The organism is Bradyrhizobium sp. 159, from assembly GCF_023073795.1.
GTDB lineage: Bacteria > Pseudomonadota > Alphaproteobacteria > Rhizobiales > Xanthobacteraceae > Bradyrhizobium.
Genome location: NZ_JADPKE010000088.1, coordinates 1 through 16,571 on the forward strand (window position 1 = coordinate 1; position 16,571 = coordinate 16,571).

16 protein-coding genes are annotated in these 16,571 nt (G+C 62.5%); 4 read left to right on the forward strand and 12 right to left on the reverse strand.

What is annotated here, in order from left to right; genetic code table 11:
• Nucleotides 1-96: 96 nt before the first annotated feature.
• Nucleotides 97-525, reverse strand: a complete 429-nt coding sequence (locus tag IVA96_RS25145; protein ID WP_247419873.1) for a cupin domain-containing protein — start codon at nt 523-525, stop codon at nt 97-99.
• 200 nt (nt 526-725) lie between these two features.
• Between IVA96_RS25145 and IVA96_RS25150 the strand changes: the two genes are divergently transcribed.
• Nucleotides 726-974: a hypothetical protein gene (locus tag IVA96_RS25150; protein ID WP_247277308.1), complete on the forward strand. Its 249-nt coding sequence runs from the start codon at nt 726-728 to the stop codon at nt 972-974.
• 55 nt (nt 975-1,029) lie between these two features.
• Here IVA96_RS25150 and IVA96_RS25155 read toward each other — a convergent pair whose 3' ends face one another.
• Complete coding sequence (locus IVA96_RS25155; protein ID WP_247419876.1) at nt 1,030-1,905, reverse strand: MBL fold metallo-hydrolase; 876 nt, start codon at nt 1,903-1,905, stop codon at nt 1,030-1,032.
• A gap of 141 nt (nt 1,906-2,046) precedes the next feature.
• Here IVA96_RS25155 and IVA96_RS25160 point away from each other — a divergent pair, with 141 nt between their 5' ends.
• Nucleotides 2,047-3,030 carry a glycerophosphodiester phosphodiesterase family protein gene (locus IVA96_RS25160; RefSeq protein ID WP_247419879.1) on the forward strand — a complete coding sequence of 328 codons (984 nt, stop codon included), beginning with the start codon at nt 2,047-2,049 and terminating at the stop codon, nt 3,028-3,030.
• Here IVA96_RS25160 and IVA96_RS25165 read toward each other — a convergent pair.
• On the reverse strand, nt 3,027-4,649 hold the full coding sequence (locus IVA96_RS25165) for an ABC-F family ATP-binding cassette domain-containing protein (protein WP_247419882.1): 1,623 nt from the start codon (nt 4,647-4,649) through the stop codon (nt 3,027-3,029). The genes IVA96_RS25160 and IVA96_RS25165 overlap by 4 nt on opposite strands.
• A gap of 343 nt (nt 4,650-4,992) precedes the next feature.
• Between IVA96_RS25165 and IVA96_RS25170 the strand changes: the two genes are divergently transcribed.
• On the forward strand, nt 4,993-5,523 hold the full coding sequence (locus IVA96_RS25170) for a DUF992 domain-containing protein (RefSeq protein ID WP_247419884.1): 531 nt from the start codon (nt 4,993-4,995) through the stop codon (nt 5,521-5,523).
• A 154-nt stretch (nt 5,524-5,677) separates the two neighbouring features.
• On the opposite strand, the gene IVA96_RS25175 is transcribed toward IVA96_RS25170, so the two are convergent.
• Nucleotides 5,678-6,619 carry an alpha/beta hydrolase gene (locus IVA96_RS25175; protein ID WP_247419886.1) on the reverse strand — a complete coding sequence of 314 codons (942 nt, stop codon included), beginning with the start codon at nt 6,617-6,619 and terminating at the stop codon, nt 5,678-5,680.
• Nucleotides 6,620-6,857: 238 nt separating this feature from the next.
• Here IVA96_RS25175 and IVA96_RS25180 point away from each other — a divergent pair, with 238 nt between their 5' ends.
• Nucleotides 6,858-7,454 carry a phasin family protein gene (locus tag IVA96_RS25180; protein WP_247419888.1) on the forward strand — a complete coding sequence of 199 codons (597 nt, stop codon included), beginning with the start codon at nt 6,858-6,860 and terminating at the stop codon, nt 7,452-7,454.
• Nucleotides 7,455-7,832: 378 nt separating this feature from the next.
• Here IVA96_RS25180 and IVA96_RS25185 read toward each other — a convergent pair whose 3' ends face one another.
• The 8 genes from IVA96_RS25185 to IVA96_RS25220 form a co-directional block, all read right to left on the reverse strand.
• Nucleotides 7,833-8,204, reverse strand: a complete 372-nt coding sequence (locus tag IVA96_RS25185) for a hypothetical protein (RefSeq protein ID WP_247419890.1) — start codon at nt 8,202-8,204, stop codon at nt 7,833-7,835.
• 28 nt (nt 8,205-8,232) lie between these two features.
• A complete protein-coding gene (locus IVA96_RS25190) occupies nt 8,233-11,352 on the reverse strand; it encodes an efflux RND transporter permease subunit (RefSeq protein WP_247419892.1) in 3,120 nt (1,039 codons plus the stop codon).
• 7 nt (nt 11,353-11,359) lie between these two features.
• The gene (locus tag IVA96_RS25195; RefSeq protein WP_247419893.1) at nt 11,360-13,066 is read right to left on the reverse strand and encodes an efflux RND transporter periplasmic adaptor subunit; all 1,707 of its coding nucleotides are present in this window, start codon (nt 13,064-13,066) and stop codon (nt 11,360-11,362) included.
• Nucleotides 13,067-13,117: 51 nt separating this feature from the next.
• Nucleotides 13,118-13,501: a hypothetical protein gene (locus IVA96_RS25200; protein ID WP_247419895.1), complete on the reverse strand. Its 384-nt coding sequence runs from the start codon at nt 13,499-13,501 to the stop codon at nt 13,118-13,120.
• A 234-nt stretch (nt 13,502-13,735) separates the two neighbouring features.
• Nucleotides 13,736-14,440: a GrlR family regulatory protein gene (locus tag IVA96_RS25205; protein WP_247419897.1), complete on the reverse strand. Its 705-nt coding sequence runs from the start codon at nt 14,438-14,440 to the stop codon at nt 13,736-13,738.
• 255 nt (nt 14,441-14,695) lie between these two features.
• A complete protein-coding gene (locus tag IVA96_RS25210) occupies nt 14,696-14,845 on the reverse strand; it encodes a hypothetical protein (RefSeq protein ID WP_247419899.1) in 150 nt (49 codons plus the stop codon).
• 182 nt (nt 14,846-15,027) lie between these two features.
• Nucleotides 15,028-15,849, reverse strand: coding sequence for a tetratricopeptide repeat protein (locus tag IVA96_RS25215; RefSeq protein WP_247419901.1), 822 nt, complete (start codon nt 15,847-15,849; stop codon nt 15,028-15,030).
• A gap of 32 nt (nt 15,850-15,881) precedes the next feature.
• A complete protein-coding gene (locus tag IVA96_RS25220) occupies nt 15,882-16,568 on the reverse strand; it encodes a substrate-binding domain-containing protein (protein WP_247419904.1) in 687 nt (228 codons plus the stop codon).
• Nucleotides 16,569-16,571: the final 3 nt, after the last annotated feature.

The window sequence follows — 16,571 nt, forward strand, 5'->3', positions numbered from 1 at the left end:
CTAACCTGTTTCACGGAACGGTCCTTCCTTTGTGGCGTTCGAACAACGACCACGTTCTAGCACTTTGATGCTGTTGGAGCGGGCCGTTCCACCACATCAGGTTTCGTCCCAATCCTGGCCGGCGGCGTCGACGACGCGGCCGTCGGCTTCGAAGAACTTGTTCGGCACCTGGAAGATCGCCAGGATCAGGGAGCCCTCGGGGCACCAGGCGGCGTGCCGGCTGCCCGCCTCGCGCCAGATGAATTCGCCGGCTTTGCAGACGATCCCCTTGGCCGGCCCCTCCTTGTCGACGAGCGCGCCTTCGATGACGTAGCTCTGCTCGATGCCGACATGCTCATGATCGGGCAGCACCGATCCCGGGGCAAAGCGCATCAAGGCGGTCATCAGGCCGCTGCCGCGGTCGAACAGCAGCGGCTTGGCTTCGCAGCCTGGAAAGCGTGTCTTTTGCCAGTCCATGTCTTGGGGACGAACCAGATGAGAATGCCGATCCGCGGCTGCCTGGTCTTCGGGGCTCACGGCGTCCATCACGATGCTCCCTCTCTCTCGACCGCTCGAAGCTAGCAGGATCGCCCCGCCCGGTCAGCGAGCAGTGCAACAAGTGGAGGCCTTTGCCGGTCGCGCCCGAAAAATCGACAGGCCGACCGGACGACGCCCGCTCATCCCGCTTGATTGCGCCATGATTCCCGGCTCCAATCCTCCCGCCATTCTGGCTTAGGGAGACATCCATGATGAAGCGGATTTTGCTCGCGGCGGTCGTTGCCACCTTTGCAGCGGGTTCGGCCTTCGCCGAGGACACCTGCGAGAGCAAGGCGGTCGGCAAGGACGGCAAGCCGCTGGCCGGCGCCGCCAAGACCTCGTTCCTGAAAAAGTGCAAGGCCGACGCCTGCGCACCCAAGGCCGTCGGCTCCGACGGCAAGCCGCTCGCCGGCGCCGCCAAGAACAGTTTTATGAAGAAGTGCGAGGTCGGTGCGTAACGCGCGCTGCCTCTACTCCCTCGCCCCGCCTGCGGGGAGAGGTGGAGTCAGAGCTTCACCCCCGGTTGAAGCGATAATCAAACGCGCCGTCCAGCGGCTTGATCCATCCCGCCGTCGGCGCCGGAAAATGCACCGGCAGAATTAGCGTGTCGGTGTCCGCAACCGAAGCGAAGAATTTTCGCCGCGACACTGCCGACTGCTTCGGATCCCAATCCGGCTTCGCCGACCATTCCGGCTCACGGCACTGGATCTGGTGATGCATGAGGTCGCCCGCGACCACCGCGCGCTGGCCCTTGGAGACAATGTTCACGCAGCAATGGCAGGGCGAATGCCCAGGCGTCGGCGTCAGCGTCACGGTGTCATCGAGCGCGTAGTCATCATCCACCAGCAGCGCCTGCCCGGCCTCGACGACCGGCAGGCAATTGTCGCGAAACACGGTGCCGGGCGGGTTGCTGCCCTTGGCATGCTCGGCCTCCCAGGCCGCATACTCGCCCTTGTGAAAGACGTATTTCGCGTTTGGAAACGTCGGCACCCAGCGCCCGTCGCGCAAGGTCGTATTCCAGCCGGTGTGGTCGATGTGCAGATGCGTGCAGAAGACGTAGTCGATCTGCTCGAAGCCGATGCCGAGCGCGAACAGCTCGTTGCGCCAGCGCTCCTTGCCCGGAAAATCGAACGGCGGCGGATGGCCCTTGTCCTCGCCGGTGCAGGTGTCGACCAGAATGGTGTAGCGCGGCGTGCGCACCACGAACGTCTGGTAGGTGATCACCATCATGCCGCGCGCGGCGTCGAACACTTCGGACTCCATGGTCGGCAGATGGCGCTTGAACACGCCCTCGTCATAAGCCGGGAAAAAGTCCTGCGGCCGCCGCCACGGCCCTTCCCGCTCGATCACCGCATCGATGGTGATGTCGCCGATCCGGAGTTGCTTCATGGTTGTTTCGGTCCCCTTTTGAGAAAGCGTAACGGACGGACTCGATGCGTTCAACCCGGCTGCGCATAGGTCTCCCATGCCTGGATCGCCGCAAATCAACCCTAAACCCCGCAGATTATGATCACGGAATAGGAATACCTCGTGGGCAGGAAATTGAAATTCGCGACGGCAGCCATGATTGCCATCGCTGCTAGCCTCTACATCAACAACACCAGTCTTCTGGCGCCCCATCGCGACGGCAAGCCGGTATTGCTTGCCCATCGAGGCATGGCGCAACGCTTCGACGAGCGCGACCTGAAGAGCGACACCTGCACCGCCGCGCGAATGTTGCCGACGACGCACGACTATCTGGAAAACACGCTGCGCTCGATGCGCGCGAGCTTCGACGCCGGTGCCGACGTCCTCGAACTCGACGTGCACCCGACCACCGACGGCGAATTCGCCGTATTCCATGATTGGACGCTCGACTGCCGCACCGACGGCCACGGCGTCACGCGCGAGCAGAGCATGGCGAGTCTGAAAACGCTCGATGTCGGCTACGGCTACACCGCCGACGGCGGCAAGACATTCCCGTTTCGCAGCAAAGGCGTCGGAATGATGCCAACGCTCTCCGATGTGTTTGCCGCCTTCCCCGACCGGCAGTTCCTCGTCAACGTGAAGAGCCGCGACGCAAGTGAAGGCGAGAAACTTGCCACCGTACTGAACGCGCTGCCGGCCGAGCGCCGCCGGACGATCATGGTCTATGGCGGCGACGAGCCGATCGACGCGATCCGGCGCCTCAGCCCGGACGTCCGCACGATTTCACGCGCCGCCATCCGAACCTGTCTGATCCGCTATATCGGCTATGGCTGGACCGGCCTGGTGCCTGCGGCTTGCCGCAACGCCATGGTGCTGGTGCCGATCAACGCTGCACCTTGGCTATGGGGCTGGCCCGATCGCTTCCTTGCACGAATGAACGACGTCAACAGCGCGGTGTTCGTGCTCGGTCCCTACAGCGGCGGCGAGTTCTCCACCGGCATCGATACGCCGGAAACATTCGCGCGTCTGCCGCAAGGCTATTCCGGCGGCATCTGGACCAACGAGATCGAGACAATCGCCAAGATCGCGGGCAAGAGCAAAGATTAGCTCCGCAATCCCGGCGCCTCCTGCCCGGTGCGTGCGACGTATTCCGTGTAGCCACCGCCATATTGGTGGATGCCCTCCGGCGTCAGCTCCAGCACGCGGTTGGATAGCGTCGCCAAAAAATGCCGGTCGTGCGAGACGAACAGCATGGTGCCCTCGAAATCCGACAGGGCCGTGATCAGCATCTCCTTGGTCGCGAGGTCGAGATGGTTGGTCGGCTCGTCCAGCACCAAAAAGTTCGGCGGATCGAACAGCATCTTGGCCATCACCAGGCGCGCCTTCTCGCCGCCTGACAACACCCGGCAGCGCTTCTCGACGTCATCGCCGGAGAAGCCGAAGCAGCCGGCGAGCGCGCGCAAGGAGCCCTGCCCCGCGGTTGGAAACGCGTCCTCCAGCGACTGGAACACGGTGCGCTCCCCGTCGAGCAAATCCATCGCATGCTGGGCGAAATAGCCCATCTTGACGCTGCCCCCGAGCGCCACCGTGCCTTCGTCCGGCTCGCTCGCGCCGGCAACTAGCTTGAGCAGCGTCGACTTGCCGGCGCCGTTGACGCCCATCACGCACCAGCGCTCGCGGCGGCGGATCATGAAGTCGAGACCATCATAGATGCGCTTGTTGCCATAGCCCTTGTGCACGTTCTTGAGCGCCACGACATCCTCGCCCGAGCGCGGCGCCGGCGGGAAGTCGAACGCAACGCTCTGGCGGCGGCGCGGCGGCTCGACGCGTTCGATCTTGTCGAGCTTCTTGACCCGGCTCTGCACCTGGGCGGCATGCGAGGCACGCGCCTTGAAGCGCTCGATGAACTTGATCTCCTTGGCGAGCATGGCCTGCTGGCGCTCGAACTGCGCCTGCTGCTGCTTCTCGTTCTGCGCCCGCTGTTGCTCGTAGAATTCGTAATCGCCGGCGTAGGTGGTGAGCGAGCCGGAATCGATCTCGATCACCTTGGAGATCACGCGGTTGATGAACTCGCGGTCATGCGAGGTCATCAGCAGCGTGCCTTCGTAATCGTGCAGGAATTTTTCCAGCCAGATCAGGCTTTCCAGATCGAGATGGTTGCTCGGCTCGTCGAGCAGCATCACGTCGGGACGCATCAAAAGGATGCGCGCCAGCGCCACGCGCATCTTCCAACCACCGGAGAGCTTGCCGACGTCACCATCCATCATCTCCTGGCTGAAGCCGAGGCCGGAGAGCGCCTCGCGGGCGCGGCCGTCGAGCGCATAGCCGTCGAGCTCCTCGAACCGGTGCTGCACCTCGCCATAGCGGGCGATGATCTCGTCCATCGCGTCGGCCTTGTCAGGATCGGCCATCGCGGCCTCGAGCTCGCGCAGCTCGGCCGCGACCTCGCTGACGGGACCTGCGCCATTCATGACTTCGGCCACGGCACTGCGGCCGCTCATCTCGCCGACATCCTGGCTGAAATAGCCGATGCTGATGCCGCGATCGGTCGAGACCTGGCCCTCGTCGGGCAGTTCCTCTCCGGCAATCATGCGGAACAAGGTGGTCTTGCCGGCGCCGTTCGGACCAACGAGGCCGATCTTCTCGCCTTTGTTGAGAGCGGCGGAGGCTTCGATGAAGAGGATCTGGTGGCCGGCTTGCTTGCTGACGTTGTCGAGGCGGATCATGCTTGTCTTTGGGGGAATTTTTGCGTTGCAGCGTCATAGGCCATGCCGGCCATCAGGGGAAGCCCGGCGGGTCCTGGCGCGTCGGCTAGGGCGCCTCCATCTCATTCGCCGCCGCTACAAATCGCTTGGCAATTCTGTCCACCTTGAAGACACCTCGGCACCTGAAATAATCGTCCTCGCAGCTGGTCGCATGAGCGTCAGAGCCCGGCCACACGTCGCGTCCGGCGCTGCTTCGACAGATCAGAGATTTGTTCTGTACTCTTATTCGCTTCCCCAACAACAGGAACATCGCTGGGTGAGCGCGTATTGAAGGACCATCAGAATAGGCTCGACGGAGGCCCTCATGATTGGGACAAAGCTGAACGAAACAAGGCTGACCAATTTGGCGACAGCGTGCGCGGCCCTGGCCCTCGTGCTCGCCACGGTTCCGGCAGCGGCGCAGGAGGCCGGACGACCGAGAGTCGGCACACTCACGTGCAACATATCGCCCGGGGTCGGCATGATTGTTGCTGGACAACGGCAGTTGAGCTGCATCTATGCATCGGCGAGAGGCAGGGCGCGCGAGGCTTATGAAGGCACCGTCAGCACGCTTGGTCTCGATATAGGGGCCACGTCCGGCGGTCAGCTCGTTTGGGCCGTTTATGCCCCGACCGCGGTTCGCCACGCCGCGTTGGCTGGAACCTATGCAGGCGCGACCGCCGGCGGCACTGTTGGCGCCGGAGTTGGTGCCAACCTTCTTGTGGGCGGGTCGGATCGCACGATCGCCTTGCAACCGGTATCCGTTCAGGCGCAAACGGGTGTGAACATCGCGGCAGGCATATCGAGAATGGAATTGCGGCCGGCTGCTGCGCCAGTGCGTCGCAGGTTAAAGTAGAAATGGCGCTTGTTAGTGAGGCCGGGTCCGCCGTGGCCATCGGTGCTCTCAGCACGTCACTGCTGGCTCATCGCAAAGATGCCCAAAGGTTCGCTTTGCGCAAGCCGAGTGCTCTTCTTCCGGCGAGGTCCAAGCGATAGACAAGCCACCGGCCTCAGGAATTTGCTATTGAATTAACGGCTTGTACAATGGCGGCGGGATCTGCGTACGTGACCATATGCCCGACATTCGGAACGAGATGAAGATCGGACCGGGGCAGTGCCTGATGTAAATCTCGCGCTTGGTTGTGTTCGACCACCTGGTCCTCTGTTCCGTGGAATATTTGCACTTGATGGGCCATGGTCGAATAATAGGATTGGAATTGTGCCGCAGTTGGAATGAGGAGTGCACTTTCCTCCGCAGCCGCCCTCAACTGTGTGGGTCTGAGAACGAGAGACGCTGGAAATTCATTCTTGAACGTCTGCGGGACAGAACGGGGCGCGAAGATCTTACGGAGAGCTCCCGGCAAGACGGCCCACGAAATGATCGGCGCGACAGTGTAACTGACCAAGTCGCCTAGCACCGGTATGGCTGGACCGGCCATCAGCCACACGTCCAATCGGACGGTCGGGAAGTAATACCCGGACGCAAGCACAAGACCCCGGATCGGATAATCCTTCCGCACGCCGAGAGCGATAGCGACAAAGGCGCCCCAAGAATGGCCCAGCACCACAGGATCGCGGATCCCGAGTTGATTGAGCGCCTTCACCAATAGAGCTGCTTGAGCTGCTGCGGTCCATATTCGGCGCCGCGGCCGCTGACTATAGCCAAAGCCCGGGCGGTCGAAGCACACCACGCGATTGCTACGAGCAAGAAGATCGACCAGGCCACTGATCGTGAAGTCCTGGATCATGGATCCGTTGCCATGGAGCAGCACAACACAAGGAGCCGCGGGATCGCCCCGATCGATATAGTGGAGTACCACGCCGTCGCACTCGAGGAACTTGCCGATTGGTGGATTCCTCCACGCGGCCAGTTTGGAGAAGCCGACGTTGCCGATGATGAGAAGTGCTAATAACAAGGCGGCGATGAGCAATACGGTTTCGGCGGCGGTCATGATCGAGCCTTGATGATCGAGGGGTCAGAACACGAGACCCGCGGTGCCGAGCAGATCAGCCAATCCATCGAATAATTGGAAGTTGAAGCGCTCGTTCCTGCGCGCAATGGCGGAGGATTGATTAAAAAATCGCTCGCCCCGGAACGGTCCAGAAATGCCCACGTTTGCTCGCGTAGGATCGCACCTGTGACGGAGAGCATAGGATCCGACCTCACCAACAACAACGATGGAGCAACAAATGGCCAATCCACGCCAGGAGGAAAAGTCTACCCAAAGCCCCGAGGACACAATCCGCCGCGCCGCCGAGAGGACCGCGGAGCAGACCAGACGGATCGGCTTAGCTACCGCTGAAGCCGGCGAGGAGGTGGCCCAAGCCAGCGGCCATCTGCTGCGACAAAATGCCGAGATGCTGCAAAACACTTGGCGCTTCGGCGTCGACATGGCCACCGCGATGATGGGCCGCTCGACTGATCAGCTTGGTCGCACGTTCGGTTTGACGGGCAATGAAGCGCAGCGGGCAACGGAACGCTCGGTCCGCAACGCCGAAGCAATCATGTACTCTACGACCGCAGTGGCCAAAGGAATGAATGGCATGTCACGCGAGTACTTTGATTTCGTTCGACAGCAGATCGAGAGGACCATGGACCGCATGAATGAACTCTGGCGCTGCCGAACTCCTCACGATTTGGCGGCCTTGCAGACTGATCTGATGCGCGACACGGTCAGTAGCGCCTTGGATACCAGCCGCCGGATGGCGGACATGTCTCTGAAGGTGGCTGACGACGCCGGAAACCATATAACCCAGAGTATCGAACGCATGCGGCAGGCTGCCTAGCACGCCGGCATAATCATGGGGTACGTGCGCGGCTGAACCTCAGCCGCTCATGTGCCTTGCTGGAGCTGCGGCCTCGCCGCTCCAGATTCCTCAGCGCACTGCATCAGCGCGGAGTAGACGACCACGTCAGCGGCTAAATCGCCGCTAGTCGCCTTTGAACCCGCTGCTCGGTCGAAGTGCCCTCCGAACGGCCAGACGAACCACGCCGCTGCGACAAGAGGGAGCCTAGCACTTTGCCGCGGACTTGTGAGCCGTAGTCTAGGAGGATGTCCGACTTGGGGTCACGCGCCGCTGTCCAGGCACCGCAGCCCGCATCCCGACCTCGGCGGCCTGCATCATTGGCGCCAAGTGCCGCGCCTTTTTATAATTGTGCGCTGACTATTCCGCGGTGTACCTGGCCGTCAGGGAATGACCATGCAAGCTCGCGGAAAACACCACGATGGCCTTTGGTGACAGCTCGGCCTGCAGCTTTCCCGTCATCATGTTGGGATTGGCCGGCGCAAGCGGAACGGTGACGGTCTTGCCGCCGTCTTGAATCGTTGCGCGCCCCCGCATGTCCTTGGTCGACAGCGGAGAACCATCGTCGTCGCCCACATAAAAGACGATTTCCGTGCCCTTGCGGACAAACTCGATCGGATGTCCCTGCGATTTGACGACGGGACCGCCGTTGCTGCCCTTCGTCTGTGCCATGGCAAGGTCCGGCATTGTGGCGATCACAGCCATCACGGCCGGGAAGATGTATTTTCTCATTGGTGGCTCCTCAGTTGTTTGTGCGAAGTCAGTAAGCTTCCGCGGGGGTAAACCTTGCAGCATGCCCGGCCATCAGCCGCTCCAATGGCTGCTCGCCAAACGTCAGAAACAGAATTGGGGTCACGACCGTATCGAGGATTGTGGCGCTGAGCAGGCCGCCGAAGATCGTCACAGCCACGGGGTGCAGGATCTCCCGGCCCGGCTCGTCCGCGCCGATCAAGAGCGGCGTAAGCGCCAATCCTGCACAAAGCGCCGTCATCAGAACGGGGCTGAGACGCTCCATACTACCGCGAACGACCAGCCCGATTCCGAAACGCTCGCCCTCGTGAATGGCGAGATTGATGTAGTGGGAGATCTTCAGGATCCCGTTGCGCGCCGAGATGCCGGCAAGCGTGATGAAGCCGATCATCGACGCCACCGACAGCGGCTGGCCGGAGATCTTCAGCGCGACGACGCTGCCGATCAGGGCGAGCGGTATGCCGCCCATGATAATCAGCGATAGCGCGGTTGATCGGTAACGGCCGTAGAGGATGATGAAGATCAGCGTCAGGGACGCCAGCGACAGAATGCCGATGCGCCACGACGCCTCCTGCTGGGCCTGAAAGGCGCCCTCAAGGTTGGTCGTGTAGCCTTGCGGAAACTCAAGTTCCCGAATCGCCTTCTGAATGTCGGCAGCGATATCGGCGATGTCGCGGCGTCCGTCCCCATTGCCATAGACAACGATCCTGCGCTGGGTCCCCTCGCGCTGAATCTGGTTCGGCCCGTCTGTCTCGACGACTTCAGCCAAAGCGCTGAGCGGAACGAATTCCAAGCCGGTCGGAATAAGCAGGTTTTGCAGGCCTGTTGTCGACCGGTCTTGCTCAGAAAGGCGCATGATGACGTCGAAGCGGCGATTGCCGTCGACGATCTGAGAGACCTTCCGGCCGTTGGACAGCGCGTCGAGTGCCTGGGTGATCGCGGCCGGCGTCAGGCCATGAAGTGCGGCGCGGGCATGGTCGACCTGAACCCGCACCTGCGGAATAAGCACCTGCTTTTCGACCTGGAGATCGACCAGACCGGGAATCGTCGATAGACGTTGGCGCACCGTTTCGGACAGGCGGCGCAACATCTCGATGTCCTGCCCAAAGATCTTGAGCACGATCTGGGCACGAATACCCGACTGGAGATGATCCAGGCGATGGCTGATCGGCTGTCCGATGGCAACTGACGCCGGCAGTGCGGATAGAACTTCCCTGATGCTCGTATAGATGTCCGCCTTTTGGCGCTTGGACGGAACGAGATCGACATCGATCTCGCTGAAGTGCACGCCTTCGGCGTGCTCATCGAGCTCGGCGCGGCCGGTGCGGCGTCCGACCGATTTCACCTCGGGCACCTTTGCGAGCAACTGTTCCGCTAGTAGTCCAAGACGGTTCGATTCCGCAAGCGAAATGCCTGGATTGTACTGCAGCGACAGCACCAGCGTCCCTTCGTTGAAGGGTGGAAGAAAACTGCGGGGCATCTGGCTCGCGGCGTAGCCTGCCACCATGATCGCCGCCGCGACGGAGCTCAGCACGAGACCCCGCCGCTCGAAAGCCCAACCCAGCACCCGCCGATTGGCCTGCTTCAGCTTGGTGACGATTAGGCTCTCGCGGTCACCCGAACGCGCTCGTTTCGAAAGCAGATAGTAGGACAGAACAGGCGTCACCGTGATCGACGTCAGCAGCGAAGCAAGGATCGAGACGACATAGGCCACGCCAAGCGGCGTGAACAGCCGCCCTTCGATGCCCGGAAGGGCGAATAGCGGCACAAAGACGAGAACGATGATCATCGTTGCATAGACGATGCTGGAACGAACCTCCTGGCTCGCCCCGGAGATCACGTCCAGAACAGGACGCGGCGTGCTCGACGCGGCGTTCTCCCGCAAGCGCCGCAAAATGTTTTCGACGTCCACCACGGCATCGTCGACCAGTTCGCCGATCGCGATGGCAAGGCCGCCAAGGGTCATCGTGTTGATCGTGAGGCCGAAGGCGCGGAACACCAGGACTGTCACAAGGATCGATATCGGAATGGCCGTCAGCGAAACCAACGCGGCCCGTCCGTTCATCAGGAACACGAACAGGACCACGGCGACGACGATGGCGGCTTCGGCCAGAACGTGCTCGACATTGCTTATCGATGTCTCGATGAACGTGGCCTGACGGAATTGCATGTTGGTCACGTTAATTCCCGAACGTATGGTGCGCTGCAGCTCCTTCAGCCCGGCTTCGATATTGCGCGTCAATGCCACGGTATCAGCAGCCGGCTGCTTCATGACGCTGATGATGACGGCGGGCTTGCCATTGTACCCGGCGTCGCCCCGCTTGGTGCGCGCCGCGAAATCGACGGCGGCGACCTGCTTCAGCAGGATCGGCTGCTGGTCGCGGCTCGCAACGACGGTGTTGCCGAGGTCCTCGAGACGCCTGGTGAGCCCGACATTGCGGATCAGATATTCGCGGCCATGCTGGTCAACGAAGCCGCCGCCGCTGTTGGTGCCGAACTTGGCGACCGCCTGCTCGATCTGGTCGTGGGTGATGCTGAGTGCCTGCATGGTGGCAACGTTCGGCGTCACGCGGTATTGCCGGACCTCGCCGCCGATGGGTATCACCTGCGCGACGCCGGGAATGGCGAGGAGTTGCGGCCTGACGACGAAGTCGGCGATCTCGCGCACTTCCATGGGCGAAGCTGTGCCATCGCTCGTCAGCGCGATCAGCATGATCTCGCCCATGATCGATGTCACCGGCCCCATCTGGGGATTGACCGAAGAGGGCAATTGTTCTCGGATCAGCGCCAGCCGCTCGGAGACGAATTGCCGGGCGCGGTAGACGTCGATGCCCCAATCGAATTCGACGTAAACGACCGACAGACCGACGCCCGAGACCGAGCGTACCCGGATCACGCCGGGCATGCCGTTCATTGACGTCTCGATCGGAAACGTCACCAGTTGTTCGACCTCCTGGGGCGCCAGTCCCTCCGCCTCGGTCAGGATGTTGACGGTCGGGCGGTTGATATCCGGCAAGACGTCGACGGAGACGCTCGGCAGGACGACCAGCCCGTAGCCAACCAGCACGGCGGCTACTGCCAGAACGAACAGGCGATTGCGCAAACTTGTTTGCACGATGAGCTTGAACATGAGCGGTCTACCGGATCTGGTTGATGAGGTCGGTGCCGCGAATGACAATGCGCTCGCCCTCCTTGACGCCGGCCGCCACTATCACGCGGGCCGCGTCGACCGGCAGCACGCGAACGGGTTTCGGCTCGAAGCGCTCGGGCCCGGCATGCAGCCAGACGATGTTCTCACCATTGCCGCTGCGAACGACCGCATTGCGCGGAAAGATCAGGCCGGCGACAGGGGCGCCGCTCTGGATCATCACGTTCAGCGGCTGGCCGATGTTGAGGCCCGTTGGCGGATCCGGCATCGCAAACTGAACCACGGTGGCATGCTGGCGCAGTGCCCGGCTCGTTCCGACGAAGGTCAGCGCAATCTGCTGCCCATTCGGGGCCATCGCCGTTGCAGCTTCAGGCTGCTTCAATCCTATGTCATCATAGGCCAATGCTTCGACCCAGAGGCTGCTTGGGTCCGCGATCTGGAACAGGACGTCCTGCGGTTGAATGACTTGGCCGGGCACGACCTTGGCGGACGTGATGACGCCGTCGGTCGATGCCCGCAGCTCCTCGAACCCGGTGCGGGAATTTCGGACGGTTTCGCGGCGCGCCCGCAGGCCCTCCAATTCACTTTCCAGGTCGTTGACCTGCCCATGCGGCACCGCGCCGCGTTCGGCCAGCGGCCGCAGACGCCGCAGCTTGTTTTCCGTGACTGCCATCAACTGTTCGATCTCGCCCACCTTTTCGAGGATCGTCGTGCGGTCTGCGACCGGCAGATGCGGCTCGATCTGGATGAGCAGATCGCCCTTGCGAACGGTTTGGCCAATGCGAGGTATGCCGCCATCGATCGGAACGACGCGGCCCCCGTAGACGCTCTGCACGATGCTGCTGCGGTTGGGGTCGGCCATGACGCGGCCGATCAGCGTAACCGCGGGATGAATTGTCTGCAGCTCGGCTGCAGCGGTCCGGACATCAAGCAACCGCTGCGTCGGCTTGGCCGCGAAGACGGTGCCGTCTTGCAGGCGCCGCGGGGCATCGCTCAGTGCGGGAGCATCCGGCGGATTTGGTTGCGTTGCGTTCGTCCGCCCCTCGCCGAACATGATGGCGGCGAGAACGGCGAACGCCGCTGCCATCACGGCGGAAATGGAGGCAGCCATGCTGCGGCCGCGTCGCCTCCAATAGGCGAAGAGAAGGCCGAGGCCCAAGGCGACTAGCGCGGAGGCAGCCATGGCGGTTCGGCTTGAGAAAAGCCAGCCATGCTCGTGCTTCTGTTCTGGGAGCCGGGCATCGCCGGCACGCGTCGGTATGAACGAGTCTACCAGCAGATCATTCCCCTTGCCGGCGCTGATTGAGAAGATGACTTCAACCGATCCAGCCGGCGTGCCGTTCGGGATCGCGGCGGTGTAGACTCCGTCCTCCTGGCTTGAAGCCTCGATCGGGGCGGAATCCCCGATCGTGACTTGCAGGGCAGCGTCCGAAACCGGGTCGTTCGAAACTGCATCATCAAGGAAGACCGAAAGCTTGCCGTCTTTTAGGATGCCGACGATCTCATAAAGCTCGGAGCGCGCGGCAACCCTTGGATAGGCTGAGGACACAAACGTCGGCTTGTCGGCATCGCTGTGATCGTGGCCTTCATGGGCAACGGTTCCGGACAGACCAAAGATCAGGCTCGCCAGCCAGATAAATCCGGCCAGCCCAAAGATTGCGAGCCGCCCTTTCGGGCAGCGCTGATTCATAAACATGGAAAATTCCCTCAGACATGCGAAAAGGCGGCGGCCGTAGGGCCGCCTGGGCTACGCGATGCTGAAGGTACTTGGTGGCCGGATGAGTGCCTCGGGGCTTACCCCGACGATGGCTCGCGCAAGCGGCAATTCGATAGCGCCGAGCACTTCGAAAGAGCCGAGCACGTGAATGAACTGCGGTGAGGCGATCGAGGTACCAAACATGTCCCAAGCCACGCTTGGAGCGCCATCGTCGTCGTGATCCGGTCCATCATGTACGTGGCCTTCGGCGGCGTCGCCAGCGTGGGAATGCACGTGCCCTGCCAACTGATCGTGAAAATGCAAGGAACCGCTGAGCGTGACGGCAGGCATCGGCATAGCGCCAACAGCCGCCTTCACCTGCGAGACCGAAATCAGGGACACCTGAAGCACAAAGGCCCATATCGCCACGAACATGGCCGTTCTGGCGAGTGGACGAAGATGTTGGACAAGACCGTGCTGCACGGCAAAGAACTAGGTCATCCCAGCGGCGATTTCAACGACGTTCGCAGCAGCATCGAACGGGAACTTGACTGAAGGTCGCCCACAATAGCGTGTCCGTTCTCAGCTGCGGGTCGACGGCTGTGTTGCCACGGGGACGGCTCAGGACTGCTTCAGGAAACGGGTATCCAACACCTATATGTCCGCGCCCTACGCTCGCCGCATCAGCTTGAGCGAGGCGGCAAGGCGCAGGCTGCGCTTGCCGGCGAGCGCGATGCCTTCGAGCTCGCCGCTGTCTTCCGTGCAGGTCCCGGAGAAGCCGATCCCCACCTCCAGGCCGCCAAACACGGGATTGTCGTCTTTCGCCGGCGTATGCTCCTGGTTCAGCATCTCGCCCTTCCAGCGGCCATGCGCCGAGGAGTAGGAGCCGAGATAGTAGAAGAACGCATCGCCTCCGAGGATACGCCCGTCCATCAGCAGCATCACGCCGGAGAGGCCAGCCTCGACGCCGTCGAGCGCGCGAAGGTGAATGGAGTACAGCCCGTTGATGATACCGCCGGGAGCGACGGTGCCGCGCGGCGGCAGCGCCTCATCATCGAGCGGCGCGAGGTTGGCCCAGAACACGCTGCCCGGCATCGGATCGGCCTTGCCCTCGAACAGGATCGTCGATCCCTCCGTCCTGCCGCGGACCTTGATCGTGGCGACATCAGCGCCCATCAGCGGCTTGTAGTTGGGATCGTCGTTGTGGCGCTCGGTGATGACATTGGCTTCGATTGCGCCATCCCTGACGTCATAGGTCCCAAGATGCGCAAAGGCGGAATTGCCGCCCAGCAGCTTGCCGTCATGCATGCACATGATGCTGCGGCCGAAGGCACCGTTGATGCCGTATTCAACCTTGTAGAGCCCGTTGAGCAACGTCTTGAACCTAAAATCCGGAAAAGATTTGCGGGCTAGCTAGCATCGTCGCCGCATCGAAGTCATCGGCTTTTCCGCGCAGGCCCGTCCGCGACCGACCGCCGTTATGATGCCATTATGCACCTGTTTTGCCCGACGGGTCAAACCAATTTCGCTTAATCCGTAATACGTGCGATTTCAATCCCTTGGCTACTGTGCATGGGGTTGTTTTCGCATGTTTTGTCTTGCCGGCTCCTGGACGGCATTCGCCGGCCATCAATGCCGCTTGAAGTACTGCACCTCGCGCTCGTGCTTCTCGGCCGCCGCGCGGCTCTTGAACGTGCCGAGATTACGCCGCTTGCCGGTCTTCGGGTTCACCTTGCGCGAACAGAGGCGATATTCACCGGATGCCAGTTTGCGGATCATGGTTGCATCTCCCAGTCTGCCCATGGCAACGACCGGCGCATGGTCAAGTTCCCGGGCGCCCGCCTGTCACCCATCAGAACGCCCGCAACGATCTCGCCGACAACTTGAAGCGAGCCGAGCCCTCTAATCACCTTGCTGTCCGCCGGAGCGCTCGAACCGCCTCTCGCGAAGGGAGAGGCGAATTAGAAGCACAGTGTGGTGACGAGCTTGCCCTGCTTGTCCTTGATCGCATAGGGACAGCGCAGCCGTTCCAGCGCCTTCTTGGCGTCATCGTCGCCGAGGGCTGCGGCGCGTTCGTAATAGGCCTTTGCGGCGTCCTTGTCCTTCGGCCCGCCGCGGCCTTCCTGGGCGAAGGCGCCCATTCGCTCCAGCGCGCCGGGATGGTTTTGCGCGGCTGCCTTCTCGAACAGTGCGCGCGCAGCGACGTCGTCCCTCTCCCCGCCATTGCCGCTCGCCAGCATCAGACCGAGCTGGTACTGCGCCTCCGCATTGGTTTCGGCGGCCTTGCCCAGCAGCGCGCGCGCCTGCGCGGGATCGGCGGGCGCGCCGCCACTTGCGCCGCCGAGCGCGGCGAGATTGCTGACGCCGCGGGGATTGCCGGCCTGCGCCGCCTTCTCGAACAGTTTTCGCGCTTGTGCTTCGTCCTTCGCGATCCCAGAGCCTGTCCCGTAGGCGACGCCGAGTTCGACCATCGCCGCGCTCGATCCCTTGTCGGCGGCCTTGCGCCAGGCAATGATCGCCTCGCTCGTCTGCCCGTTGGCCGCATAGGCGCGGCCGAGCGCGAACATGGCGCGGCGCGAGGAGGATGCGGCCTGCTTGCAGAACTTGATGGCCGTCCTGACGTCGGAGGAAGCGATCTCCGTCACGCCCTTCACGTCGGCCGGCTTGTCGGGATCACTGGGATCGGCCGCCACCCGGTCGCACAGCACGAGATCGGCCGACTGCGCCTGTGCCGCCAGCGGCACGGCGAGCGTCAGGAGAGTTGCGAGGAGATAAGCGCGCATGACCATTACGTTGCGTCCCCGCCCTGGCACATTCAAGGCTCGAGTCCCGATTGGCGGAGGACAGGAACGGCCTCCGGCGATGCCAGATAGCGCAGCAGCCTATCGGCAGCTTCGGCATGTGTCGCATTCGCCATGCGGCCGGCGGAGAACACCGCCGGCGTCTGCAAATCATGCGGGATCGGACCGACCACCTCGATGCCGCCGACCTGCTTCAGTTCGCTGATCTGCTGCACGGCGAGATCGGCCTCGCCATTGACGAGCCGCTCCGCCGTAAAGCCCTGCTGCACGATAATGGCTTTGGCGTTGATCTCCGGCGCGATGCCCAGCTGCTGGATCAACTGCGCAAAGTAGATTCCGCTGGCGCCAAGCCGCGAATAGGCGACGCACTGCGCCGCAAGCAGCGTCTTGCGCAGCGCGGCTTCGGTCGCGATATCGGGATGCCTCTGTCCTGCCCGGATGGCGATGCCGACATAGGAACGCGCGAGGTCAGCCGCGCTATCGGCGACCACGCGACCCTCAGCGATCACTGCATCGAGCCCCTCGCGGGTGAGGATGACGAGATCGGCGGCCTCGCCGTCGCGGAGCCGCTTCAGCAGCGCCTGGGTCGGCGCGAAATCGGCGTCGATGCGGACGCCCGTCGCAGTCTCATACGCAGACGACAGGCTGCGCATCGCGCCCATCAGGCCGAGCGTCGAGAGCATGCGAACGAAATTGTCCATGTG